General features: G+C 68.5%; 20 protein-coding genes and 1 pseudogene. 16 read left to right on the top strand and 5 right to left on the bottom strand.

The features are described from left to right. Positions 1-1,043 (bottom strand): GGDEF domain-containing protein (locus tag LIG30_RS21475; protein WP_160326717.1); only part of this gene is annotated, 1,043 nt, incomplete at its 3' end. Positions 1,044-2,094: 1,051 nt separating this feature from the next. On the opposite strand from LIG30_RS21475, the gene wecB reads away from it, so the two are divergent. The 12 genes and pseudogenes from wecB (at position 2,095) to LIG30_RS21420 (ending at position 17,539) form a co-directional block, all read left to right on the top strand. Then, the gene (gene wecB, locus LIG30_RS21470; protein WP_038715263.1) at positions 2,095-3,255 is read left to right on the top strand and encodes a non-hydrolyzing UDP-N-acetylglucosamine 2-epimerase; all 1,161 of its coding nucleotides are present in this window, start codon (positions 2,095-2,097) and stop codon (positions 3,253-3,255) included. Between the two features lie 42 nt (positions 3,256-3,297). Then, a complete protein-coding gene (locus LIG30_RS21465) occupies positions 3,298-5,523 on the top strand; it encodes a hypothetical protein (RefSeq protein ID WP_051995118.1) in 2,226 nt (741 codons plus the stop codon). A 22-nt stretch (positions 5,524-5,545) separates the two neighbouring features. After that, complete coding sequence (locus LIG30_RS21460) at positions 5,546-7,228, top strand: glycosyl transferase family protein (protein ID WP_442856879.1); 1,683 nt, start codon at positions 5,546-5,548, stop codon at positions 7,226-7,228. Between the two features lie 77 nt (positions 7,229-7,305). Then, a complete protein-coding gene (locus LIG30_RS21455; protein ID WP_038715260.1) occupies positions 7,306-10,062 on the top strand; it encodes an NfrA family protein in 2,757 nt (918 codons plus the stop codon). A gap of 71 nt (positions 10,063-10,133) precedes the next feature. Next, positions 10,134-11,159: an alginate O-acetyltransferase AlgX-related protein gene (locus LIG30_RS21450; protein WP_051995117.1), complete on the top strand. Its 1,026-nt coding sequence runs from the start codon at positions 10,134-10,136 to the stop codon at positions 11,157-11,159. 4 nt (positions 11,160-11,163) lie between these two features. After that, a complete protein-coding gene (locus LIG30_RS21445) occupies positions 11,164-12,285 on the top strand; it encodes an alginate O-acetyltransferase AlgX-related protein (protein WP_038715258.1) in 1,122 nt (373 codons plus the stop codon). Positions 12,286-12,298: 13 nt separating this feature from the next. Next, positions 12,299-13,138, top strand: a pseudogene (locus LIG30_RS27555) (MBOAT family O-acyltransferase); the annotation flags it as partial. 148 nt (positions 13,139-13,286) lie between these two features. Continuing rightward, positions 13,287-13,877, top strand: coding sequence for a hypothetical protein (locus LIG30_RS27350; RefSeq protein WP_235510354.1), 591 nt, complete (start codon positions 13,287-13,289; stop codon positions 13,875-13,877). Positions 13,878-13,907: 30 nt separating this feature from the next. Then, on the top strand, positions 13,908-14,147 hold the full coding sequence (locus LIG30_RS21435; protein WP_038715255.1) for an acyl carrier protein: 240 nt from the start codon (positions 13,908-13,910) through the stop codon (positions 14,145-14,147). A gap of 54 nt (positions 14,148-14,201) precedes the next feature. Further along, the gene (locus LIG30_RS21430) at positions 14,202-15,674 is read left to right on the top strand and encodes an AMP-binding protein (RefSeq protein ID WP_038715254.1); all 1,473 of its coding nucleotides are present in this window, start codon (positions 14,202-14,204) and stop codon (positions 15,672-15,674) included. Between the two features lie 2 nt (positions 15,675-15,676). Next, the gene (locus LIG30_RS21425) at positions 15,677-16,363 is read left to right on the top strand and encodes an alginate O-acetyltransferase AlgF (RefSeq protein ID WP_038715252.1); all 687 of its coding nucleotides are present in this window, start codon (positions 15,677-15,679) and stop codon (positions 16,361-16,363) included. A gap of 24 nt (positions 16,364-16,387) precedes the next feature. Then, positions 16,388-17,539, top strand: a complete 1,152-nt coding sequence (locus LIG30_RS21420) for an acyl-CoA dehydrogenase family protein (protein WP_038715249.1) — start codon at positions 16,388-16,390, stop codon at positions 17,537-17,539. Positions 17,540-17,551: 12 nt separating this feature from the next. On the opposite strand, the gene LIG30_RS21415 is transcribed toward LIG30_RS21420, so the two are convergent. Then, positions 17,552-18,535, bottom strand: a complete 984-nt coding sequence (locus LIG30_RS21415; RefSeq protein WP_083494122.1) for a DUF4434 domain-containing protein — start codon at positions 18,533-18,535, stop codon at positions 17,552-17,554. A gap of 386 nt (positions 18,536-18,921) precedes the next feature. On the opposite strand from LIG30_RS21415, the gene LIG30_RS21410 reads away from it, so the two are divergent. Beyond that, positions 18,922-19,653, top strand: a complete 732-nt coding sequence (locus LIG30_RS21410) for a Fic family protein (protein WP_442856877.1) — start codon at positions 18,922-18,924, stop codon at positions 19,651-19,653. Between the two features lie 13 nt (positions 19,654-19,666). On the opposite strand, the gene LIG30_RS21405 is transcribed toward LIG30_RS21410, so the two are convergent. Both LIG30_RS21405 and senB read right to left on the bottom strand, forming a co-directional pair. Next, positions 19,667-21,217 (bottom strand): phospholipase D family protein, encoded by a 1,551-nt coding sequence (locus tag LIG30_RS21405; RefSeq protein ID WP_038715245.1) that lies wholly within the window; start codon positions 21,215-21,217, stop codon positions 19,667-19,669. Positions 21,218-21,297: 80 nt separating this feature from the next. Continuing rightward, positions 21,298-22,293, bottom strand: coding sequence for a selenoneine biosynthesis selenosugar synthase SenB (gene senB, locus LIG30_RS21400; RefSeq protein ID WP_038715243.1), 996 nt, complete (start codon positions 22,291-22,293; stop codon positions 21,298-21,300). 61 nt (positions 22,294-22,354) lie between these two features. On the opposite strand from senB, the gene LIG30_RS27345 reads away from it, so the two are divergent. From LIG30_RS27345 to amrS, 3 genes are all read left to right on the top strand, one after another. Then, the gene (locus LIG30_RS27345) at positions 22,355-22,867 is read left to right on the top strand and encodes a DinB family protein (RefSeq protein WP_235510352.1); all 513 of its coding nucleotides are present in this window, start codon (positions 22,355-22,357) and stop codon (positions 22,865-22,867) included. Beyond that, positions 22,867-23,487, top strand: a complete 621-nt coding sequence (locus tag LIG30_RS27340; RefSeq protein ID WP_235510351.1) for an SUMF1/EgtB/PvdO family nonheme iron enzyme — start codon at positions 22,867-22,869, stop codon at positions 23,485-23,487. Before LIG30_RS27345 ends, LIG30_RS27340 begins: the two co-directional genes overlap by 1 nt. Before the next feature lie 120 nt (positions 23,488-23,607). Then, positions 23,608-24,702, top strand: coding sequence for an AmmeMemoRadiSam system radical SAM enzyme (gene amrS / locus LIG30_RS21390; protein WP_235510350.1), 1,095 nt, complete (start codon positions 23,608-23,610; stop codon positions 24,700-24,702). Between the two features lie 90 nt (positions 24,703-24,792). On the opposite strand, the gene LIG30_RS21385 is transcribed toward amrS, so the two are convergent. Further along, complete coding sequence (locus LIG30_RS21385; protein WP_038715272.1) at positions 24,793-25,263, bottom strand: YbhB/YbcL family Raf kinase inhibitor-like protein; 471 nt, start codon at positions 25,261-25,263, stop codon at positions 24,793-24,795. Positions 25,264-25,353 lie beyond the last annotated feature (90 nt).

Here is a 25,353-nt window from a genome sequence, read left to right as displayed (position 1 = left end):
CGGATGCACACCTGCGCGAAGGTCTCGTCGGGCTGCGACTCCGCCACGCCGATGCTCACGGTGCAGCGGCACACCCGGCCGTCCGGCGTCGTGACCGCATGCGCGGCAAGCGCGGCGCGGAGCCGTTCGGCGAGACGAATCGCGTCCGCTTCGCCGGTCTGCGGAAGCAGGATCGCGAACTCTTCGCCGCCCATCCGGCCCAGCACGTCCGTGCGTCGCAGCTGGCCCAGCGCGAGCGCGGCAAACTCGCGCAGCACGGTGTCGCCGCCCGCGTGCCCGAAAACGTCGTTGATCGACTTGAATCGATCGAGATCGAGCAGCAGCAGCGACAACGGCGACCCGTTGCCCTTCGCGTCCGCGAGCAACGTGGTGGCGGCGGCCTCGATCCCCATCCGCGACAGCGCCGACGTGAGGAAGTCGCGATGGGCCGCATCCCGCGCGCGGCACAGCAGCGCGTCATGCACCATCACCAGCGCCGCTATCGTCAGCATCGGCATCGTCGCCGCCGACACGACGATCAGCAGCACGCTGACGGGCGACGTGAACGTCAACGGGTTCGACATGTCCGCGAGCGTCATCGCGTGCACGCTGCGGGCGGCTTGCGACGCGCCGAAGATCACGGCCATCCCGACCATCAGCCAGCGCGGATACGCGGCTTGGCCCGGCGGCGCGTGACGCGTCAGCAACGCCGCCACGGCGAAGCAGATCGCCGAGGCGAACGCGCTGGCCGCCAGCACGCGCATCGGAATGTCGTTGGCGGCGTACTGCCAGTAGACGACGCAGGCATTCGTGGCGATCACGCCCGCGACGAGCGCCGGCCAGCATGGCCGGCGTCCGACAAAGCGCGCGCAGCCTGCATAGAACGCCGAGGCCGCGATCGACATCAACGCGTTTGCCGCGACGACCGAAAGCGCGGCCGGGATCGTGCCGCGCAACAGGACGAGCGACAACGCGACGACCATCATGACATTGGCGGCGAGCCATTCCCGCACGCCCGGCATGCCGGAGCGCAGCACCGTCGCCAGCGCGAACAGCAAGGTCACGCACATCACTGCCGAAGTGCCGATGGCCGCGGCTGGAGCAAGCATAGGAATAGGTATGAGCCGGTTACGGTTGACTTCGTTTCGGCCGCGCGGGCCGGACGGGCTGGCGTTTCCAGCCGTCCGCCGCGGCGGCCGTGCTTTCGCGGGATCTTCGTTCCATTACCCGGCGGGCGGATTCAGGAAAAACATGACCCGGATTGGCGCGCATCGATGTCCGGGGGGGGGCGACGGTGATGTCTTTTAAATCGTGGTCGACCCCACTCCGATCCATCTAAAAATATTTCGAGCGATACGCGGAACGCCGATCTCTTTCGTCGATCGATGATCCGTTTTTTCGCGCGAGCACCCCATTTCGATCGGGGTTCCGATTCCTGTCGGGCATAACGCATGCGGCTCGCGGATCATGGCGACAATACTCGACGCCTTGATTCTACGGTGTAGATCATTGCGTCGGCCGTGGTTTGACCATCCTTGACAAAGGTGAACGGAACGGACTGGCATTGCGACAATATGGCGCGCGTTTTCTGTAAAAGCCGCACATTTTGATATTTATTTCTGGACGTGTGATTTGCATAATGCATTGTTTTTGATGGTGTTTCTTGTAATTGTCGTCCTGTTGACAAAGTGCTGTCAGGCCGGGCGTGACAGTAACTTACGTCAAATCAGGTAAATCGGGGTCAGCTTTTTCCTGTCGTAAACCGCCACGCCGGCGAGGCTGTAACTGTCTGTTACAGGTCAAATACAGTTAAGCAAACGTTTTCTATGTTCGATTTTATATGGAATCAAAGTAGATCTCTCGGTTTGCATCCGGTTAATCAGGTACCTATACGAATTCCGTAACTTTGTAATAGTATCCGCCGTGCAGTTCGGCTGGATTCAATTTAAAGCCCTCGCCGCCGCGTAAATCCGGCGGCGCGCGAATGGTTTTCGGTGCTATCCGATGTCATCAATTAATGCATTTGCCGTACTTGAATAAACGCCGGCAGCGTTCGCCAATATCGCGGGGCCGCTTGAAAACGGCGCGCCGCGGCACGGAACCGAGACAATGTCATTGAAGCTACTTTCCATATTCGGCACGCGGCCGGAAGCCATCAAGATGGCGCCGCTCGTGGCGGCGTTCGACAAGGAGCCGTCGATCCGAAGCGTCGTCTGCGTGACGGGGCAGCACCGCCATATGCTCGATCAGGTGATGGCGCTGTTCGGCCTGTCGGCGACCCACGATCTGGACGTGATGGTCCCGAACCAGACGCTCAACGGGCTGTTTGCGCGGATGATCGCGCGCGTCGACGCCGTGATCGAAGAGGAAAAGCCGGACTATGTGCTCGTCCACGGCGACACCAGCACGGCGGCCGCCTGCGCGCTCGCGGCCTTTCACCGGCGCGTGCCGATCGGTCACGTCGAGGCGGGGTTACGCACGGGGAGCCTGTCGATGCCGTTCCCGGAGGAGATGAACCGCCGCGTCGTCGATGCGATCGGCAACTGGCTGTTCGCGCCGACGATGTCGTCGAAGGCGAACCTGCTGCAGGAGAACCTGTCCGGCAGCATCGCCGTCACCGGCAACACCGTGGTCGATGCGCTGTCGACACTGTGCGACCGGCTCAAGTCGGACGCGCCGCTCGCGAACGCCGTCGCCGCCCGCTATGGGTGGATCGATCCGGCGCGGCGCCTGATCCTCGTCACCGGCCACCGGCGCGAGAGCTTTGGCGACGGCTTTCGCAACATCTGCGCCGCGCTGGCGGATCTCGCGCAGCGCAGCGACGTGCAGATCGTCTATCCGGTCCACCTGAATCCTGCCGTGCGCGACGTCGTGATGACGGAGCTGGCCGGCTTTCGCAACGTTCACCTGATCGATCCGGTCGACTACGTCGATTTCGTGTGGCTGATGCAGCGCGCGTACGTGATCCTGACCGATTCGGGGGGCGTCCAGGAAGAAGCGCCGCATCTTGGCAAGCCCGTGCTCGTGATGCGGGACGTCACCGAGCGTCCCGAGGCGATCGCGGCGGGCACCGTCGCGATGGTCGGCGCGGATCGCCATCGCATCGTCGCGGGCGTGACGCGCCTGCTCGATGACACCGCGCAATACGCGTCGTTCTCGCGCCGCATCAATCCCTATGGCGACGGCCGGGCCGCCAGACGGATCGTCGACGCGTTATGCGGACGCCCGGTCGAAGAATTCAACGTACTGCCGGCGTCAGCCGGCCAGCCAGCCTGACTGACGCGTCGCGTCGCAGCCCGTTCACTTCGCATGATTTCGATGAAAACACCGTTCAGCACCCGTGCATCGCGCTTCTCCCTTCGTCTGTCGGCCGGCCTCGTCGCGGGGGCATCCCTGTGCGCGCCGCTCGCCGGCCACGCCAGCGGCCTCGGCGACGGCATCCGCCAGCTCGGCGCAAGCCGCGCCGTCACGCGCAGCGTCTCGCTGGCCGACCTCGGCGTGAACGCGCCGGTGTCGCTGGTCGGCGACGCCCGTCAGGAGTTCTATCTGCCGGTGCCGAAGGGGCAGACGCTCGCGGACGCGTCGATCGCGTTCGACGGCCGCTACCTGAAAGGGCAGCCCGGCCTGGCGTCGATGGTGTTGACCGTCGATGGCGAGCCGCTCGTGTCGCAGTCGCTGCCGGACGGCGGCGGCCCGCTGCAGCGCGCGATCGCCGTGTCGCCGCGGCCGCGCGACACGGGTTTCGTGCGTCTTGGCGTGAACTGGCTGTCGCGTAACGGCGTGCGCCGCTGCGAAGAGGACCATTCGATGGCGAACGCGGTGACGATCACGCCGCAGACCCGGCTGACCTACCGCGTCGATCCGCGCGGGGTGGCGAGCCTCGACGACGCATGGAGCATGCTGCCGGGCACGCCGACGGTGCTCGTCGCGGGCCGCAGGCTGAATGCGGATGCCTTCGACAGCGCGTGGCGCATCGGCGTCGCGCTCGAGCGCAGCGGCAAGCGCGTCGCGGTGCGCGCGCTGCCGGCGGCGGGCGAGACGGTCGACACGCGCGGGCTCGACGTGCCCGCCGCGCTGAGCGCCGTGCCGGCCTTCGCCGCGCTGCGCGACAACGCGGCGGCGCACCGGCTCGCGAACGACGCCGAGCTGGGCGCGTTGCTCGCGTTGGGCGCGCCGGCCGTGAGCGGCGACCTCGTCGTGGCCGACGCCGCGATGCACGCGCGCCTTGCCGCCGCCTTCGACGCGCTGCAGGCGCAGCTTGCCGGGGATGCCGACGCGCGCGACGCATTCGGCGCGTGGCGGGCGCAACGGGCGCTGCTCGCGGGCGGCGCGCTCGCGCCGAAGCAGATCGTGCTGTCGTCCATCGGCGGCCAGCCGGTCATCGCGATCGCCGGCGACGCCGGCGCGCAGGCCGCGAGCCTGTTCGACGACCGGCTGCGCCATCTGCTGGCGACGGGTGCCGTGACCGCGCCGGTCGCGCGGCTGCCCGAGACCGGCGACAAGCAGGTCGTGCGCCTGTCGAGCCTCGGCGGCTCGGCGGAGAGCTTCGACGTGCTCGCGCGCGGCGACTGGAGCGTCAATTTCCCGCTGAGCGCGGTGTCGTCGGACGGCCGGATGCCGAGCGAACTGACGGTGTACGTGTCGGCGGCGCCGGGGCCGTCGTCGTCGCGTCCGGTCGCGACGCTGTACTGGAACGGCGTGCTGCTGGCCGCCCGCCAGCTGACGGCGGACGGCACGCCCGAACGGCTGCGGGCGCGCGTGCCCGGCTATGCGCTCGGCGTGAACAACGCGCTGCGCGTGTCGGTGCAGCGCCAGCCGTATTCGGCGGATTGCAACGAGATCCCGCAGGCGTATCCGGTCGACGTGCTGCCGTCGTCGAGCTACATCACGCCGGGTGACGCGGAGCCGGACGGCACCTTCGTCGGGCTGCTGCCGCTGCTCGGCGGCGAACCGCAGCTGATCGTGCCGAAGCGCTACCTCGATGCCGCGCCGGAAAGCCTCGGCCGCGTGATCGGCGTCGCCGCCGCGAGCGGGCTGTCCGCGTCGCGCGCCGAGTTGACGGTCGTCGACGGCGGCAAGCCGGCCGAGCCCGCCAGGCCGTTCCTCGCGATGGAGGTCGACGTCGACGGCGCGAAACCGTCCGCGGTCGTGACCGGCGGGCAGCACCTGCGGATCGGCGGCAAGGACACGCCGTGGCTCGACGTGCGCGGCCTGCAACGTCTGTCGACGGCGGAGGTCGTGCGCGGCAACGGCCAGCACGGCGTGCTCTGGTATGCGCTCGGCGCGCCGGCCGACACGCCCGATGCGCCGTTCCTGCTCAACCGCGGCAATCTCGCGGTGATCGGCGCGGCCGGGCCGGTCGCGTGGATCGACAGCAGCAACCCGGACGCGAGCCTGCCGCCGGGCGCCGGCGAGAGCGCGTTCTACGAATGGCGCCGCTACATCTCGTGGGGCGTGCCGGCGGCCGGCATCGCGCTGCTGGTGCTCGTGTTGCTGCTGATCCTGGCCCTGCGCGCGCGCCGCAACAAGCGCTCGGGCGATTGAGCGAACGGAGCGGCCCGCCGTGATCTCCGCACTCTATCTGCCGTATCTGGTCGCCGACTATTACCACGCGCTCGAAATCGTCAGCGCGACGGTCTGCGTGATCATCCTGCTGTCGAGCATCGACGACCTGTTCGTCGATGCCTGGTACTGGATTCGCGAGGCCTACCGGTCGCTGACGATCCGCCGCCGGTATACGCCGCTGCACGCGGCGCAACTGCGCGCGGTGCCCGAGCAGCCGCTCGCGATCATGGTGCCGGCGTGGCTGGAATACGACGTGATCGCGCCGATGCTGGAAAACATGGTGAGCACGCTCGAGTACAAGAACTACATGATCTTCGTCGGCACGTACCGCAATGACGAGCGGACGAAGATGGAAGTGGAGCGCATGCGCCGGCGCTACCGGCAACTGGTGCGCGTCGAGGTGCCGCACGACGGCCCGACCTGCAAGGCGGACTGCCTGAACTGGATCGTCCAGGCGATCTTCCGGCAGAACACGATGCAGCCGGTGCCGTTCGCGGGCGTGATCCTGCACGACAGCGAGGATGTGCTTCACCCGCTGGAACTGAAGTATTACAACTATCTGCTGCCGCGCATCGACTTCATCCAGTTGCCGGTCACGTCGCTCGAGCGTGAGTGGTACGAGCTCGTCGCCGGCACGTACATGGACGAGTTCGCGGAATGGCACACGAAGGATCTGGTCGTGCGCGAGAGCCTGTCGAAGATGGTGCCGTCGGCCGGCGTCGGCACCTGCTTCTCGCGCAACGCGCTCGAACAGCTCGCCGCGGAAACGCACAACCAGCCGTTCAACACCGACACGCTGACCGAGGACTACGACATCGGCACGCGCCTCGCGCAGCGCGGAATGAAGCAGATTTTCGGGAAATTCCCGGTGGAATACGTGACCCGGCGCACGTCGTGGTTCGGCCTCGGCAAGGAAACGATCTCGACGATCTCGATGCCGATGGGCATTCGCGAGTATTTCCCGAACACGTTCAGGACAGCGTACCGGCAAAAGGCGCGCTGGACGCTCGGCATCGGGCTGCAGGGCTGGGCGCAGGTCGGCTGGCGCGGCTCGCTCGCGACCAAATACCTGCTGTTTCGCGACCGCAAGGGGCTCGTCACGTCGTTCGTCGCGATTCTCGCGTACGTGCTGCTCGTCAATTTCATGCTGTTCGTGCTCGCCGACACGCTCGGCTGGTGGACGATCTTCTACCCGTCGGTGTTCTCGCCGAACGGCTGGCTCGTCACGTTGATGGGCATCAACTCGGTCGCACTGCTGCTGCGCATGGTGCAGCGGAGCTGGTTCGTCTACCAGATGTACGGCTGGGAGCATGCGCTGATGGCGCTGCCGCGCATGGTGATCGGCAATTTCATCAATGCGATGGCGGCGGCGCGCGCATGGCGGCTGTTCCTCGGGCATCTGATCACCGGCAGGCGGCTCGTGTGGGACAAGACGATGCACGACTTCCCGTCCGTCGACCAACTCACGCAGCAGCGTCAGCGGCTCGGCGAGCTGCTGCTGTCGTGGCAGGCGATCGACGAGACGAAGCTCGCGTTCGCGCTCGACGAGCAGCGGCGCGAATGGCGGCCGCTCGGCGAAATCCTGCTGCGCGAAGGCTGGCTCGACGAAGCCACGCTGCACGAGGCGATTTCATTCCAGCAGGGCGCGAACGACGGGGCGGCGCAACAGCCGGCAGCCCAATGAGCGGCTGTCGTCACACCCCGGCCCGGCCGCCGCGCGGGGGCCGCGCAGTCCCGACCAATCAGTCAACACGGAGACTCATGAAGGTTCACGTTCGTCCGCTGATGCTGGCCGTGGCGCTGACCTGCGGCGGCGCCATGCCGCCCGTGCTCGCCCAGCCGCCGTCGAAGGCGAGCGCCGACGCGCAGCTCGACGGCCGCGCGTGGACGCTCGCCAATCAGGCGTATGCAAGCTATCAGGCCCGCCGCTACGGTCAGGCCGCGGCGCAGGCGCGCGCGGCGATCCGCCTGCGTCCGGACGTCGTGCGGCTGCGGATGCTGCTGATCTACGCATTGCAGAAACAGGGCGACGTCGCCGGCGCGCGGCGGGCCGTCGACGATGCGCTTGTCGCGGGCGTCGATGCGCCGGCGCTGCGCGACGCGAAGCAGAATCTCGCCGCCGTGCAGGCGGGGGGCGTCAACGTCGACAGCGCCGCGCACCGCAAGGGCTTTCCGATCGCCGCGCAGGCCTATGCGGATTACAACAATCGCGACTACGCGTCGAGCGCGCGGCGGGCCGAGCAGGCGTTTCGCATCGATCCGGCGCAGGGCGTGTGGGCGCTGCTGTGGCTCGACGCACTCGAAAGCCAGCAGAAATACGCTGACGCCGCGCAGGCGGCCGAGCTGGCGATCTCGCTCGGCGCGCCGAACCGGAGCGATCTGGCCGCGCGCCGCGACACGCTCAGGCGGCGTCTCGCGATCGTGCCCGCGCAGAAGGGCTATCAGGCGCTGATTGCGAACGACCCGGCCGCCGCGGTTCCGTTTGCGCGCGAAGCGGTGTCGCTCGCGCCGGACATCGACAGCCATCGGCTGCTGCTGATCACGGCGCTGATGCTCGACAACCAGCTCGCCGAGGCCGATGACGCGGCCACCGACGCGCTGCGCTACGACGACGGCAATACGGTCGCGCGGGTGATGCGGGCCTACCTGCGCCAGCGCCAGGGAAAGACCACACTGGCCGATGCGGATTTCGACGCGGCGCTCGCGCAGAACTGGCTCGACGACGATCAACGCCGCAATGTCCGGCTGATCGCGGCCGATGCGGCGCTCGCGGCGGGCGACCCGAAGCGCGCGCTGGCGCGGGTGCAGACGCTCGACGCGAAGGACGCGTCCGTCGCGCGGCGCGTGCGCGACGCGAAGGCGAAGCGGGCGGCACCCGCCGAGCTGACGCTCGCGAACTACCCGGCGCCGGTGCAGGATTGCCGCGACACGCCGTACGGCACGTCGTGCGAGTTGCTGCCGTTCGACGCGGCCGGCGCGGGCGGCCCGATCGCGCAAGCGTACGCGGCCTATGCGCGGCAGGATTATCAGGAGGCGATCGCGCAGGCCCGCAAGGCGGTCGAGCAGGACCCGCAGAGCGCGACTGCACGGCGCCTGCTGACGACCACGCTGTCGGCCGGCACGCCGGCGCAGATGGCCGAAGCCGAGCGGCGGCTCAACGTCGAACTGGCCGCGCAACCCGACGACGTCGGGCTGCTGACGCAGCGCGGCTATCTGCACCAGCGCGAGGGCGAGCCGAAGAAGGCGGTGGAGGATTTTCACGCGGCGCAGGCGACCGGCAAGGCGCCGCCGACGCTGGTGCTCGACGAAGGCTACGCGCTCGCGAACGCGGGCGACAAGCGCGGCGCGGTCGAGCGGCTCAAGCGCGCGATCGACCTCAACGACGCCGCGACGCTGCCGATGACGCCGCAACAGCGCTTCGACACGCGCAACGCGATTGCCGGCCTGTCGCGCGAATGGGGCGCGACGGTGTCGGCCGGCTATCGCGGCTCGCGTCCGGCGGGCGCGGGGCTCGGCGGCGCGCCGATCACCGTGCCGGGCGATGCGGTGTTCGGTTCCGCCGAAGTGTTCTGGCGGCCGTCGAGTTTCGTGAACACCACGACGCGCGTGCTGGAGTTCTACGGCCGCCTGTCGAGCACGCTGATGAACAGCGACGGCGCGACGCCGACGCAGAGCGTCGTCGATCCGTGCACCGGCCTGCCGATCAACCTGGACGGCACGGCGAACAACGGCGTGTCCGGCATTCCGACGACGGTGGGCTCGCTGGGCGTGCGCTTCACGCCGTCCACGGTGGTCGGCCTGACGTTCGGCCTCGAGCGGCAATTCCTGCTCGGCTCCGCGACGCGCTCCGGAACCGTCACGCCGCAGTCGCCGAGCCTGCGCTGCACGCTGAGCGGGCGCGATTCGTTGAACCCGACCGGCCCGGCCCTCACGACGCCGATGAGCGCGCATTACAGCGCGCGCGCCGGCAACGGCGGCTGGCTCGCCTACATGACCTACGGCTATTACGAAGGCACGTCGCTGCGAATGGACCGGCCGAGCTGGTTCACGGTCGAGAGCTACATGCAGGCCGGCTATTCGTGGCAAGACCTGCCGTCGGATTTCTGGCTGACCGATCAGTCCACCGGCCGCGAGACGGCGCGCGCGACCGGCCGCTACAAGCGCGACCAGGCGTTCGCCGCGTACGAAGTGCGCGTCGGCCGAAGCTTCCGCCTGGATGCGGTCAGCGAGCGGCTGGTGGCGTTCCCGTACGCGGTGCTCGGCGGCGACATCATCCACGAGAACGACCGCGTCGACGTGGCCGGCCTGGGCGGCGGCGCGATCGCGTTGCAGGGCAGCGGCAGGACGTGGTCGATGGGCGCGGGCGTGGGCGTGAACTTCCGCTACTGGTTCCGCGAGGATCACTACGACGCGCCGCGTTCGTATCTCGACTGGGCGACGCAGTACCGCTTCAATGTCGGCGGCGGCCAGGCCGACCGCGCGAAGGGGCTATTCATGACCGTGACGCTTTCGTATTGAGCGGCGGCAAATTCATCGGCCGGCCGGCGTCGCCCGCGCGCGCCACCGGCCCATACAAGGAGCAGCGACAGATGTTGGGTGGATTCTTTTCGCGGCACCGCCGTCCGGCGGCCGGCACGGCGCGCGATGCCGCGCGCCGCCTGGCGGCGTGCGCCGGGGCGCTCGGCGCGCTGTGCGCGGCGCCCGCGCACGCGCAGGACGCGTCGTCGATCATCATCAAGGGTAAGGACGGCTGGCTGTTTCCGGGGTGGGGCAGCCTGACGACGGTCGACGTTCGCGGCATCGACAACACGACCCGCCTGATCGCGCAGGCGCGCGACCTGCTGGCCGCGCGCGGCGTCAGGCTCGAAGTGCTGCTGCTGCCGGACAAGGCGCGCTTCTATCAGGACAAGCTGCCGGACGGGCGCGCGATGAGCGCGGAGGTTCAGCGTCGCTACGCGCTGATTATCGACAAGCTGAAACAGGCCGGCATCTCGACGGTCGACGACGAAGCCGTGCTGCGCCGTGTGAAGGACGGCGGCCAGGAGGTCTTTTACCGCACCGACCAGCACTGGACGCAGCCCGCCGCCGACGCCACCGCCGAGGCGACCGCGCAGATGGTCGCGCGCGACGCGCCGCGGCTTGCCGGCCAGCCGGGCAGCGGCATGGCGCTCGGCTCGATCTTCAACGAGCGCCGCTACGGCGACCTGGCCGAGCTGTTCCTGACCGCCGACGAGAAGCGGCAGGTCGGCCGCGAGGTGTATTCGGTGCGCCGCCAGGCGCCGGGGCAGAGCCTCGTCGACGACGCGCCGGCGCCGGTTCACGTGACCGGCCACAGCATGGTGCAGCCGTACTTCGGCTTTCCGCAGAAGCTGTCGAACCTGATCGACCGGCCGGTCTCGGTGAACTGGAAACCGGGCAACGTCGGCCAGTGGATCATGCTGCTCGAATACGCACAGTCGCCGGCGTTCAGCGCGCAACCGCCGCAGGTGCTGGTGTGGCAGATGTTCGAGCCGACCTACGCGCAGGGGCCGGATGCGGCGGGCCTGTGGGACAACGCATCCGTGATGTCGGCGGACGCGTGGCTGTCGCGCCTGAAGACCGCGTTGAGGAACTGACGGCGTGGCGAAGACTGACGAACGCGCGTCGCGCGAGCATCGGGGGGCGGCCGCCGTCTGGGCCACATTGCTGGCGGCGGGCTTCGGCTGGGGGATGTGGTCGCTCGGCCATGCGGACGTCCGGCAGGATATCGCGCGGCCGGCCGCATGGCTCGACGGGACTGCGGGCGCCGCGCTGAACCGGTCGCTGCGCCTGCCGGCGCAGGCCGGGCTGGAAACCGCCGGCGCGGCGGCGCGCTACCGGCTGCTCGGCGATCTGGGCGATCAGGCGGCGCTCGGCTGCCCGCAATGGATGTTCTATCGCGACGGGCTGCGGCCGCAGCCGGGCGTCGCCGCCGGCGTGCTCGACGCGCGCCTGCGGCTGATGCGGCATTGGAACCAGCAGTTGCGCGCGCAACATATCCGGCTGCTGGTGGTCGTGGTCCCGGACAAGTCGCGCATCGAGGCGCGGCACCTGTGCGGGCTCGCGGCATCGGTGCCGATGCGCGGCCGGCTCGACGCGTGGCGCGACGCGCTGCGCGGCGACGGCGTGCCGTTCGTCGATTTGCGCGACGCGCTGGCGGGCCGTGCCGATCCGATGTTCTTCCGCACCGACGTGCACATGACGCCCGCCGGCGCGCGCATCGCGGCCGACGCGGTCGCGCGCGCGGCGCTGCCGCTGCTCGACGGCGCGCGCGGCGCGCAGGCGTTTTCGATCGGCCGGCCGGGCGCGCCGGCGCCGCGCATGGGGGATCTGATCCAGCTGTCCGGGCTGACGCATGCGCCCGACGGCTGGCGCCCCGCGCTCGATCGCGTCGCGCCGCAGACCGTCGCGCCGCTGCGCGCGGGCGGCCTGCTCGACGACGCGCCGCCCGCCGACGTGATGCTCGCGGGCAGCTCGAACGGCCGGCGCAGCAATTTCGCGCCGTGGCTCGGCGACGGGCTCGGGCGCGAAGTCTGGAACGTCAGCGTCGACGGCGGGCAGTTCGCCGGCGCGCTGCTGTCGGCGCTCAGGCAACGCGCGTCGTGGCCGCCGGCGCTCAGGCTCGTGATCTGGGAATTCTCGGAGTACGCGCTGTCGCTGCCGCTCACCGACGACGAGAAAGCCGCGCTCGCGCATTTATCCGACGACGCCCATCCGGCCTGATACCGATCCTGCGATGCTGTTCAACTCCTACCTGTTTCTGTTTCTGTACCTGCCGGTCGTGCTCGTCGGCCACTACGTGGCGGGCGCGATCAGCGTGCGCGTCGCGGCGGCGTGGCTGTGCGTCGCGTCATTCGTGTTCTATGGCTGGTGGAACCCGCAGTTCGTCGCGCTGCTGGCCGCGTCGATCGCGTTCAACTACGCGATCAGCCAGTGCGTGCTGCGCACCGCCGGCCGGCCGCGCCTGCAGGGCGCGATCGCCGGCGCGGGCGTCGCCGCGGATCTCGCGGTGCTGATCCATTACAAGTATTTCGCGACGCTGTTCAACTTCCTGTCCGGCCTCGGCATCGCGCACGGCACGATGGATGCGCTCATCCTGCCGCTCGGCATCTCGTTCTTCACGTTCACGCAGATCGGCTATCTGCTCGATTGCCGCGCGGGCATCGTCAGCGAGCGCAGCCTGCTGAGCTACGTGCTGTTCGTGACGTTCTTCCCGCACCTGATCGCCGGGCCGATCCTGCATCACAAGGAAATGATGCCGCAGTTCGCCGACCCGGAACGCTACCGCTTCCGCGCGGAAAACCTGTCGGTGGGCGGTGCGCTGTTCGCGATCGGCCTCGCGAAGAAAGTGCTGCTCGCGGATGCCGTCGCGCCCTACGCGGACGCGGGCTTCGCCGCGCCGGGCAGCCTGCAGTTCTGGGCGGCGTGGGGCACGAGCATCGCCTATGCGCTGCAGCTCTATTTCGACTTCTCCGGGTATTCCGACATGGCGCTCGGCCTCGCGAAGATGTTCGGCATTCGCTTCCCGCTGAATTTCAGTTCGCCGTACAAGGCCACCAGCATCATCGATTTCTGGGCGCGTTGGCACATCACGCTGACGCGCTATCTGACTGCCTACCTGTATTACCCGGTCGCGATGGCGATCTCGCGCGCGCGAGGCGCGCGGCCTGACGGTCGGCTCGGCTGCCGCGCGCTCGCCGGGCGGCTTCGCGGCGACGATCGTCGTGCCGACCGTGTTCACGATGAGCCTCGCCGGCATGTGGCATGGCGCGGGCATCCAGTATCTGGTGTTCGGCCTGCTGCACGCTGCGTATCTGTCGATCAACCACGCGTGGCGGATCTTCGTTGCCCGCCGCAAGCCGGCCGGCCCGCGCGCGGTGGCTGCCGCGCGGCACGTGGCCGGCTTGCTGACGACGTTCGTCGCGGTGCTCGTCGCGCAGGCGTTCTTCCGCGCGCACGGCGTCGGCGATGCGTGGCTGCTGCTGCGGGGCATGCTCGGGCTGCGCGGCGTCGAGACCGCCGCCCCGGCCGTGCAGGCGTTCCAGATGGCGCCCGGCGACGCGTGGCGTCTGCTGGCCGGCCGTCACCTGCAGCTCGTCTACGTCGTCGTGCTGCTCGCGATCGCGTGGTGCGCGCCGAACGCGCACCAGATCCTCGGCCGTTATTCTCCCGCGCTGTTCAAGGCGCAGGAGGCCGCGCGCGCATGGCTGCGCTGGCGGCCGAACACGTCATGGCTGGCGCTTGCGCTGATGCTGCTCGGCGTCTGCCTTGTGAATCTGCACAAGGAAACGCGCTTCCTGTATTTCCAATTCTGACGTCATTCATTTCCGAACCGGAGCCCTTGCATGTCCCTCACCGATATCGAAACCAAGGTGTCGAAGCTTATTGAAGAGATCATCCTCGCGGCCGTCGAGCCGGACACGCTGCTGATCGACTCGGGGCTGATCGATTCGCTGTCCGCGGTCGACGTTGCGTTGTCCGTCGAACGCGTGTTCGGCGTGAAGATCCCGCCGTCGGAAATCGACGTGCACCTGGAATCGGTGCACGCGCTCGCCGCATACGTCGCGTCGCACGCGGCGCGTTGATGACCGACCGCCGCGCGGCATCCGACGCGATGCCGCCGTTGCCAGGAGACAAGCATGCGTTTCGATTTTGAGCGTTTCGACTTCGTCGAAACAGATCAGGCACGCGAGCAGGCGGCCGTCATCGACGCCGGACACACCCTGAGCTGGGGCGCGCTCGCCGATGCCGTCGCCGGCTGGACGCGGGCGGCCGAGGCCGCCGGTCTCGCGCCGGACGTGCCGCTCGTCATTACCGGCCACAAGGAAGCCGCGTTTCTTGTCGCGATCCTCGGCTGCCTGCGGCTCGGCATTCCGTTCGTCCCGGTCGACGTGATCAATCCGCCCGAACGCGCCGCGCGCATTGCCGAGCTCGTCCACGCCGCGCAGCGCTACGACGCGCAGACGCGCACGTTCGTCGCGACCGGCTTCGACGCCGCCGCGCTGGCGGAAAAGGCGCTGGCGTACGTAATGTTCACGTCGGGCAGCACCGGCGATCCGAAGGGCGTGCAGATCGGCCGCGAAAGCGTCGGCCCGTTCGCCGCGTGGATTCGCGACTGCCTCGCGCTCGGCGCATCGCCGGTTTTCATGGACCAGATGCTGTTCAGCTTCGATTTTTCGCTGTTCAACTGGGCCGGCGCGCTCGCGACCGGCGGCACCTGTGCGCTGTGCCCGCGCGACGTGGTCGACGACCGCGCGCGCTTTCTCGCGTTTCTCGCCGATGCGCGCGTCAATGTCTGGGCGTCGACGCCGTCGTTCGTGCGCCAGCAATTGCTCGATCCGGCGTTCGACCGCCAGCATCTGCCCGATCTGCGGGTGTTCGTGTTCGGCGCCGAATCGCTGACGCCGAGCGTCGCCGAAGCGCTGTGGAGCCGCTTTCCGGACGCGCGGATCGTCAACTCGTACGGCCCGACCGAAGCGACGTGCTCGACCACCTGGGTCGACATCACGCCCGCGCTGCGGGCGGCCGCGCCGTTGCCGTTCCCGATCGGGCGCGCGAAGCCCTATGCGGACGTGTTCGTCGACGACGGCGAGATTTGCGTCGCGGGCGACCACGTGATGCGCGGCTATCTGAACCGGCCCGACTTGAACGAGACGCGCATGTTCGCGCGCGACGGCAAGCGCGGCTATCGCACCGGCGACCTCGGCGAGATCGACGGGGACGGCCTCGTGACGTTCCGCGGCCGCCGCGACGACCAGATCAAGCTGCATGGCTACCGGATCGAACTGGCGGAGATCGACGCGGCGCTCGCCACGCTGCCCGGCGTGCGCGCCGGCGCGGCGGTCGCGCTGAAGCGGCCCGACGGCACGCTGGTCCGCACGGTCGGCTTCGTCGATCCCGACGTGCCGGGGCCGGCCGGCGTGCTGCCGGCGCCGGCTGCGCTCGCGCAATGGCGCGAACTGCTCGGCCGGCGCCTGCCGCCGTACATGATTCCGTCCGAGCTCGTCGTTTATCACGGCTTCCCGCTCACGCAGACGCAGAAGGCGGACCGGAAGCAACTGGAGCATTTTTACCTCGCGTCGCGCACGCGGACGACAAAACAGGAATCCTGATCATGAATCGACCGACCCGAACGCTGTTCGCCGCGCTGCTGGGCGGCATCTGCTCGATGAGCGTCGCGACCGCGGCCCATGCCGAAGGCGCATTCGCGCAACTGTACGCCGCGCGCCCGCCTGCCGGCTCGTCATTTGTCCGCCTCGTCAATCCGCTTGCCGCGCCGCTGCGAGTGAAGATCGCCGACGGCCCGACGCAGCGCCTCGCCGGCGACACGGTCGCGAGCCGGTACGCGATCGTCAAGGGGAATGCCGCCTTCACGGTATGGCTCGACGGCAAGCCGGCCGGCACACTGCGCGTCGCGCCGGACACCTATAGCACGCTCGTGCCGCGACGCGACGGCGGCGGCGCGGGGTTCGCGGTGATCGACGACGCGGGCGGTGCGCAGGACGCGCTGAAGGCCGAGTTGCGTTTCTACAATCTCGCCGAAGGCTGCGCGGCCGGCCGCGTCGAGATCGCGCCGTCCGGGCCGGCGCTGTTCCAGAAGGTGGCGGCGCGTGCATCGGCGGCGCGTGCCGTCAATCCGGTGAGCGCGACGCTGGCTGCCTCGTGCGGCGCGACGGCATCCGCGCCGCTGACGCTTCCGGCGATGCAGCCGGGCGACCACTACAGCCTGTTCCTGACGGGCACGCCCGGCCGCCCGACGCTGCGCGGGCAATTGAGCGAAACCGATCCATACGGCCGCTGAGCGCCGAATCCGAGGCAAGCAACGATGAGCAACAGGCAAGAGGACGGTGCGCGCGCAGTGTTTCGCGACGACCATCACCAGTTTCGCGACCAGGTTCGGCGATTCGTCCAGCAGGAAATTATTCCGTATTACGAACAGTGGGAGCGCGACGGCATCACGCCGCGCGCACTGTGGCGCAAGGCCGGGGAGAACGGGCTGCTGAACTGCATGGTGCCCGCGCCCGACGGCGTGGGCGGCGATTTCGGTCACTCGGCCGTCGTGATCGAGGAGCTGGCGCGGGCCAACTGCCTCGGCATCGGCTTTTCGATCCACTCCGACATGGTCGCGCCGTATCTGGCGCACGTCGGCACCGCGGAGCAGCGCGCGCGCTGGCTGCCGCGGATGACGTCCGGCGAGTCGATCGGCGCGATCGCGATGACCGAGCCGGGCGCCGGCAGCGACCTGAAGGCGGTGCGCACGCGCGCGCGCCGTTGCGGCGAGGTCTACGAAATCAGCGGGCAAAAGACCTTCATCACGAACGGCGTGAATGCCGGTCTGGTGATCGTCCTCGCGAGCACTGACCCGGATCTCGGGGCGCGCGGGCTTTCGCTGTTCGTCGTGGAGGAGGGGATGGCGGGCTTCACGAAGGGGCCGCCGCTCGCGAAGATCGGCCAGCATTGCCAGGACACCTGCGAGCTGTTCTTCGATGCCGTGCGCGTGCCGGCGAGCCACCGGCTGGGCGACGAGAACGCGGCGTTCGAATACGTGATGCGCGAACTCGCGCAGGAGCGGCTGGCGATCGCGTTGCGCGCGGCGGCGTCGATCGAGGGGATGCTCGACGCGAGCACGGCGTACGTGCGCGAGCGCAAGGCATTCGGCCGGCGCGTGCTCGATTACCAGAACACGCGCTTCACGCTCGCCGATGCGCTCGCCGGCACCACGATGCTGCGCGTGTTTCTCGACGATTGCCTCGCGAAGCACATGGCGGGCGCGCTCGATGGCGTGACCGCCGCGATGGCGAAGCTGAACGCGACCGAGCTGCAGGGCAGGGTGCTGGACGATCTGCTTCAGCTTCACGGCGGCTACGGGTATATGGCCGAATACGGGATCGGCCGCGCGTGGGCCGATGCGCGCGCGTTGCGCATTCTCGGCGGCACCAGCGAAATTTTGCGCGAGATGATCGGCAAGCAATTCTGACGGGCGGTGACGTCAGCCGATGTGCGATGCCCATTCGCGCCGCAGCATCGCGGCCTCGGGAGAATCGCCGAGCACCCACGGGTCGAGCGCGAACGCGACGAGCCGCTGGCTGCCGTAATCGCGCGCGATCTTCCACTGCGCTTCGATCCGCCCGAAGCTGGCCGAGCGCGCGCGGAAGTCGGAGCCGTCCGCCTTCTCGGCCGGGAGTTGCTCGAACAACTCCAGAATCAGGTCGAACTTCACCCGGCGCGCGATGAACAGGTCGTGCAGCGGCTCGAGCGACGCATAGTTGCGCATGCCCGCGACGCCGACGCCGTCCTGGATCATCGGGTACAGCTTCACTCGGTCGAGCAGCGTGCTCCACATGCCGGCGAGCGTGCCCGGTGTCGGCAACTGGCTGAAATAGGTGGAAATGGCGGGCGGCTGGCCGCTCGTTGCGACCGCAATATCCGAGAGGCCGGCCAGCCATCCGGCCAGCCGGTCGAGACGCGCCGGCGCGGCCCAGTTGTATTGCTCCAGCTCGTACGGCACGTACCAGCCGCGAAATGCCGGGTGCCGCGGCCACGCGGCGTCGCGCATGTACGCGCTGCCGCGCGCGTGCGTGCGTTGCAGGAAAGCGTCGAGCGTCTGCCCGTCCTGGCTGCCGATCGCCTGCCACCAGCGTTCGTCGTAAGGCAGGCCCAGATGCACGCCGATGCCGAGGCGCTGGCATTGATCGAGCAGCAACTGGATCAACGTGTCGGGCGCGCTCCAGGTGTTGCCCGGCTCGCCGTCGATGCCGACCCACTGCACGAAAATCTCCTGGCAGCCGAACTCGCGTGTGGCGGCGAGCCGGCTGCGCCATTGCTCGTGCGACCAGTCGAGATGGCTGCGCCAGAGCTGCAGGAACGTGCCGCCGATGGCCGGCTGCGACGAGCAGCCCGCGATCGGCAGGCTCACGCAGAGGAGGGCGGCCTGGATCAGGCGGCGGCGCTTCGGGGAGTGCGGAAAGGACATGGCGATGGATGTTGTCGGTACGACGGCGATTCGATGGCGCTTGCGCGCAACGAGGCTTCCGGACAGGCGAAGCCGCCGTCGAGCAGGTCATGCAGATGAACCCTGGGGACATTACGCGAAATACCGCGCTGTGTCATGCCTGATTCGTGACCCTTCGGTTGCGAGGGCGTTCGACCGGCGTGCACTGCATGTCGCGACGCGCACGCCGCTGCCCCGGATCAATCTGGCGAGCCGAAGGTGTGATCTTTACGGTTTTCCGATTCATGCTCCGGCAATTCATCCGGGCATTTCCGGCGCATGATGCGAATTGAGCTTGCCCACATTCGGCGAGCATCGTCCTGTGGCGGGATGCGATGGCCTTGTCCTTGTCCGTACAGAAATGGTTGGTGGCAATCGATGCCGACAAGGCGAAGCTGGACGCGGCGCGTCCGCTTACGCCGCAGCGCCTGACCTTGCTGCGCGACACGCTGCTTCGCGACGCAACGCATCACGCGAATGCAATCGCGCGCGCCGCGCCGACGCCCGGCGAGGCCAGACTCGTGCTCGAAGGCATCACGCTGGGCGGAAAGCCGCTGCGGGCGCACTGCGAGGCGACGAACCATCGCGAGGCGCTGTCCTACATCGAGGAAATCGTCGCGAATCGCGAGCCGCTGTCGGTATGGCAGATCCGGAACCTTCACAACCTCGTGCTGAAGGGCGGCCCCGGCCAAGAGGCCTGCCGCTATCGTCATGAGAATGTGACGATCGCGGGCGCGACCACGACACCGCCCGATTTCCTCGATCTGCCGGCCGAACTGGCCGCGCTCGTCGACTGGTACGCGAACGCGGCGGCGATGCATCCTGTCATGCGCGCGGCCGAGCTTCACACGCGATTCGTGAAGATCCACCCGTATGTGGACGGAAACGGCAGGACGGGCCGGCTGTTGCTGAACGTCGAGCTGATGAAGTCCGGCTATCCCCCGGTAGTGATCCGCAGCGAGGATCGTCGTGCGTACTTCGACGCATTGGACGACGCATGCGTGAGCGGCGACTTCACGGGCATTACGCGGCTGGTCGCCGAGTCGGTCCGCCGCTCGCTCGACATTTACCTCGATGCGCTCGGGTTGCGCGTGGCGTGAAGGCGCATGACGCTCAGAGCTGCGACTCGATGGGCAACAGACCGAGAAACCAGATTTCCATCCTGCGCGCCGCCGACACGTCGGGTTCTGCATCGAACTCGGTCGTCGTCCCGTCCGCAGCGGTCTGAATCCACTTGAGACGACGCGTCCCCGCCGGATCGGCCCGCAACTCGACGCGCCATGCAATCTGGTCGAACCGCGAGTCCAGATCGGACGCCACGTCGGCCGCGATCGCCGGACTCTCGCAGTACACGCCGATCTCCGTATTGAGCTTCAGCGAGCGAGGATCGAGGTTCATCGAACCGATGAAGATGCTCTTGCGGTCGAACACATACGTCTTTGCGTGCAGCGACGCGCGCGACGACCCGAACAGGACCTGCTTCGAGATGCTCTTGTCCCCGGACGGCCGCCGCTCGTACAGCCGCACGCCCGCCTCGACGAGATCGCGACGATAGCGCCGGTAACCGGCGTGCACGGCCGCCACGTCGGTCGATGCGAGCGAATTGGTGAGCACGGTCACGCGTACGCCGCGCGCCGTCAGCTTGCGCAGCCGCTCGACGCCGTCCTCGCCCGGCACGAAATACGGCGACACGATCAGCAGTTCGTGCTGCGGCTGCAGCGCGAGCGCCCGCAGTTGCGGCATCAGGTGCCCTTCGCTGTCGTCCGGCGCATGCGCGATCTTCGACGGATCGTCATACAGCACGGTCGCGTGCCCCCAGGACAGTTCGGTGCCCTGGCCATGGACGATCTGGTCGAGCCGTTGCTTCGCGAGGAGCACGTACGGGTTGTCCTCCATGGCCCGCAGGGAGTCGCGCAACCGCCCGCGTTCCTCGTCGAGCCCGCCCGGTGGCGCGTCGTGGCCGACGAGCGTGTTGACCGGATACGCATACGGAGAATTCCAGAACGTATCGAATTCGGTCGAGATGTCGGTCACGACGGGGCCGTGCACGACGACGTCGAGATCGCCGAACTCCAGCATCGACGATGCGCCGAAATACTCGTCGCCGATGTTGCGCCCGCCGATGATCGCGGCCTGGTTGTCCGCGATCATCGCCTTGTTGTGCATGCGCCGGTTGACGCGCGCGAACTCGAGCGCGGCGCCGATCTTCTTGAACGTGCGGGCGGCGACCGGGTTGAACAGCCGGATCTCGATGTTCGGATGCGCGCTGATCTCGAGCAGCTTGCGGTCGTCCGCGTTCGTGCCGAGATCGTCGAGCAGCGCGCGTACGCGCACGCCCCGGTCGGCCGCGCGAATGACCGCGTCGGCCAGCGCGTGCCCGGTCAGGTCGTCGTGCCAGATGTAGTACTGAAGGTCGAGCGAACGATCCGCGCGATCGGCGAGCAGCACGCGCGCGTCCAGCGCATCGACCGGGTCGCGCAGCAGGTGGAACGCGTCCTGGCCCGGGTGAGCGGCGGCCCGTGGCCGGAATGCGATCGCCAGGCGCGTATTGTCGGTGTCGGCGATCGCATGCGTCGTTTCGCGGTCGGCCAGCGGCGGAAGGCTGGCACACGCGACGAGCGCCAGCAGCGCCAGCATCGCACCCAACGAACGCAGTGTCACCATGAGCCGTCCCCTCTACCGGGCGAAGCGTGTTCTATTTCGATACAAGCCATTGCGCGCCGTATCCCGTTGCGTTCGCGAGTCTAAGTCCCCTGCAGGGCTTCGGCAACGAGGGCAATCACCGCCGCGCGCTCCCGTGCCGGCGAAAACAGCGGCGCCCGGCGCGCGCACTGCTGCCGCAGGCGCTCGAGGAAGGCGGCGTCGCGGCTCGCGCGTTCCAGCAGCAGCGCGAGCTGCGCGGCATCGCCGGGCGGGAAATAGCCGTCGTAGTCGCGGCCCAGCATGCCGACGTTGCCGGGGATGCGGCTCGCCAGCACGGGCACGCCGCTCGTGACCGCCTCGATGATCACGTTGGCCCCGCCTTCCATCACGCTGGAGACGACCATCGCCTGCGCCTGTCCGATGCGCCGCCGCGTGTCGGCGTGCGGCAGGTTCTCCAGCCACACATAGCGCCGCACGCCCGGCCAGGCTCGCGACTGCAGTGCCTGGGCCGCTTGCCGATACGCATCGTCGAGCGCGCTGCCGATGTGGGTCAGGCGCACGCGCGAATCGTCGGGAAGCAGCGCGAGGGCGCGCATCGGCGTGAGCGGGTCCTTCTCCGCGCGCATGTGGCCGACCAGCACGACGTCGAACGCGTCCCGTGGCGCTGCCGGCGCGCGGCATGCGGGAGCGGACTGGTAGATCACCCGGCACTTGCCGCGCAGCGCGGCGGGCAGCTCGGCCGGCCCTTCGTCCTGCAGCACCACCAGGTGGGTCGCGAGTGCGAGGGAGTGCCGCGCGGACGCGTCGTGACGGATGTCGCGGTACAGATCGGTTCCGGTGAGCACCACCACCAGCGGGCGTCCCGGGCAGGCAGCGGCGAACCTGGCGATGGACGAGGCGGAGCGCCGCGCGTGCAGCGCGATCAGGCATGCCGGAAGGGCGCCGCCTTCGTGGTCGGCCGTCCATTCGGCGGCCAGCGTGACGTCGTAATCCTTCTGCAGAAAGCGGGACCAGCGATGGGCGGTCTGCCAGTTGCCGTTATTGGCTTTACGCAGCGCCGGGCTGATAATCGCGACGGTGGCCTCGGGAGGATGCATGGCGAACGGGTCTGAGGGGTTGGCGGCAAGAACGATCGGCCGGGCCGGGCTGCGCGCGGCATTGGCCGATTCGCACCGGCGCACCTGGGCGATCCTCGACGACCTGTCGCCGTCGCGATTGCAGGTCCGCTACGATCCGGGGATCAACCCGCCCATCTGGGAGTATGCCCATATCGCGTGGTTTACGGAGCATTGGGTGCTGAGGGCGCCGCGTCCCGGCCAGGACGGGCGCCTGACCGCCACGCTGCCTTCGATGCTGGCCGACGCCGATCGCCTGTTCGATTCGATGCGCGTCGCTCACCCGGATCGCTGGCATCTCGCGATGCCCCCGCTCGCCGCGCTGCGCGGCTATGCCGCCGCCGTGCTGGAGCGCGTGCTCGCCACGCTCGACGCCTCGGACGACACCGACGACGCGCTCTATTTCTTCCGGCTCGCGTTGTTCCACGAAGACATGCACGCGGAGGCGCTGACCTACATGCGCCAGACCCTCGATTATTCGCTGCCGGTCGCGGCCGGCCTGCCGGCGGTGCGGCCTGATGCGGGATCGGTACGGGGGGGAGCGATGCGTTCCTGATGGGATCGCCAGCCGGCGGCGGATTCGTCTTCGACAACGAGAAGTGGGCGCATCCGGTCCGGGTTTCGCCGTTCCGGATCGATGTCGAGTGCGTGAGCCATGCCGCTTTCGCGGAATTCGTCGCGGACGGCGGCTATCGCGACCGGCAGTGGTGGTCCGATGCCGGCCTCGCGTGGCTGCGGCAGAGCGGCCTGACCCGTCCGGCGCGCTGGCGAGTGGCGGAAGGCCCCGGGATGCACTGGGAATGGCGCTGGTTCGGCGAGTGGGTGCCGCTGCCGCTCGACCGGCCGGTGTGCCATGTCAATGCCTACGAGGCGGAAGCCTATTGCCGCTGGGCCGGCAAGCGCCTGCCCACTGAAGCGGAATGGGAGTACGCGGCGGCGCGCGACCTGGTCCAGTGGGGCGGCGGGGTGTGGGAATGGACGGCCGATCCTTTCGTGCCGTATCCCGGATTCTCGGCCGATCCGTACCAGGCGTATTCGGTGCCGTGGTTCCACACGCATCGCGCGGTGCGTGGCGGATCGTTCGTCACGCGCAGTCGCATCCGGCATCCCCGCTACCGCAATTTCTACCTGCCTCACCGCAACGACCTGTTCGTCGGATTTCGTTGCTGCGGCTGATCGCCGAACGCGCGCCGCGATGGCCGTCGGCTCCCGCCGTCCGCCGAATCCGGAACATTCAAATGGTGACGGAGCGCGGCACGCGCCGATCGGGTCGATAATGAATCCGGAGGTTCGCTGATGGAAGCTCCTGCCGATATGAAGGACTCGACTTACCCCGGCCGCTACTGGCATTTTCTGGAAGACGGACGCATCGAGTGCGACCTGTGCCCGCGCAACTGCCGCCTGCACGAAGGGCAGCGCGGCGCGTGTTTCGTGCGCCGGCGGATCGATGACCGCATGATCCTGACCACGTACGGCCGCTCGTCGGGGTTCTGCGTCGATCCGATCGAAAAGAAGCCGCTCAATCATTTCTACCCCGGCACGAGCGTGCTGTCGTTCGGCACCGCGGGGTGCAATCTGGCCTGCAAGTTTTGCCAGAACTGGGACATCAGCAAGTCGCGCGACATGGATACGCTCGCCGATGCCGCCACTCCGGACGCCATCGCCGAGGCCGCGCAGGCCTATGGCTGCAGGAGTGTCGCGTTCACCTACAACGACCCCGTGATCTTCGCCGAATACGCGATGGACGTGGCGGACAGTTGCCACGCGCGAGGGATCATGACCGTCGCCGTGACTGCCGGTTACATGGGCGCGCAGGCGCGCCGCGACTTCTACGCGACGATGGATGCCGCCAACGTCGACCTGAAGGCCTTTACGGACGATTTCTATGTCAGGGTCACGGGCGGCCATCTGGCGCCGGTTCTGGAGACCCTCGAGTATCTGCGGCACGAAACCGGCGTCTGGCTGGAAATCACGACGCTGCTGATCCCAGGCAAGAACGACGGCGATGCGGAAATCCGCGCCGAAGCGCAGTGGATCGCGACAGCGCTCGGCGAGGACGTGCCGCTGCACTTCACGGCATTCCACCCCGATTACCGAATGACCGACGTCGCGCCCACTCCGCCCGCAACGCTGACGCGCGCCCGGGCGATCGCGCTGTCGGAGGGGCTGCGATATGTCTATACGGGAAACGTCCGCGACGTCGACGGCGGCACCACCTTCTGCTCGCGATGCGGCGCCGCGCTCATCGTGCGCGACTGGCACCGGATCGAACATTACCGGCTGACGGCCGACGGCGCGTGCCCGAAGTGCCGCACGCCGGTGGCCGGCCGGTTCGAGCGGTACGCTTCGCCCTCTGGCGGACGGCGGATTCCGATCCGCATCTGCGTTTGATCGTCGCGCCCGCCGACGGGCGGCGGGGCGTTCGTCCCCGGCCTGTCGCGAAGAACGCGCGCCACGGATGATTTTCGCGCGTCAGTGCCGTCAGTGCGCGAACGTACCGAGCAAATCGGCATGCGCCAGCACATGGCCCTGCATCGCCTTCTCCAGCGCGGCCTTGGTCGGGTGGTGAAGATCGGGCAACACCGTGTCGAGCGCGTACAGCTTGTGGAAATAGCGGTGACGGCCGATCGGCGGGCATGGCCCGCCATACCGGGTGCGCTGGAAGTCGTTGGTGCCTTCGAGCGTGCCGGCCGGCAGCGCGCCCGTGGCCACGCCTTCCGGCAAGCCGGACGCCGTCGGCGGGATGTTGTACACCACCCAGTGGACCCACGTCATCCGGGGCGCGGCCGGGTCGGGCGCATCGGGATCGTCGACGATCAGCGCGAGGCTTTTCGCGTTGGCGGGTACGCCGGACCACGCAAGCGGCGGCGACACGTCCGCTCCCTTGCAGGTGTGGCGCGCGGGAATCTCGCCGCCCGCGTGGAAGGATTGCGACGTCAGGGTCAGGCTCATGGTGTGCTCCTCGGCGCCGGTCCGTGCCGCGAATCCGGCGGCGCAGGCCGACACGATCAGAATGGATGCCGCGCAGCAGCGCATCGCATG

The sequence above is a fragment of the Burkholderia sp. lig30 genome (assembly GCF_000687455.2).
GTDB lineage: Bacteria > Pseudomonadota > Gammaproteobacteria > Burkholderiales > Burkholderiaceae > Burkholderia.
The sequence above is the reverse complement of the archived record's forward strand: the minus strand, read 5'-3'. Positions and strand labels throughout refer to the sequence as shown.